The sequence below is a fragment of the Streptomyces sp. ADMS genome (genome assembly GCF_033441795.1).
Taxonomy (GTDB): domain Bacteria; phylum Actinomycetota; class Actinomycetes; order Streptomycetales; family Streptomycetaceae; genus Streptomyces.
In genome coordinates this window covers 1-234 of record NZ_JAVFVX010000643.1, presented here as the reverse complement: position 1 = coordinate 234, position 234 = coordinate 1, and the positions used below count along the sequence as shown (strand labels likewise).

Here is a 234-nt window from a genome sequence, read left to right as displayed (position 1 = left end):
ACCGGTTACTCCGCGTCTTCGTCGCGGTGGGCGTCCCCGAACCGGGAGCCCACCGAGCGGGCCAACTCCTCCACCGTCAGCTCGACGCGCCGCCCGTCCGCGATCCGGTGCTCCACCACGGCTTCCCCGTTACGCTGCCCCTCGGCCTGAGTGCCCACAGCCCACTGGCCGTCGGCCATCATCGCGATGTCGCCCACCGTCCACGGCCGCCCGGCGCTGCGGATCTTGCGCTCC

Annotated in this window: 1 protein-coding gene; it reads right to left on the bottom strand. The window is 73.1% G+C overall.

Annotation, left to right across the window (positions count from 1 at the left end; genetic code table 11):
- Window positions 1-5: 5 nt before the first annotated feature.
- A partial coding sequence (locus tag RB628_RS42310; RefSeq protein ID WP_318325874.1) for a hypothetical protein occupies window positions 6-234 on the bottom strand: 229 nt, incomplete at its 5' end.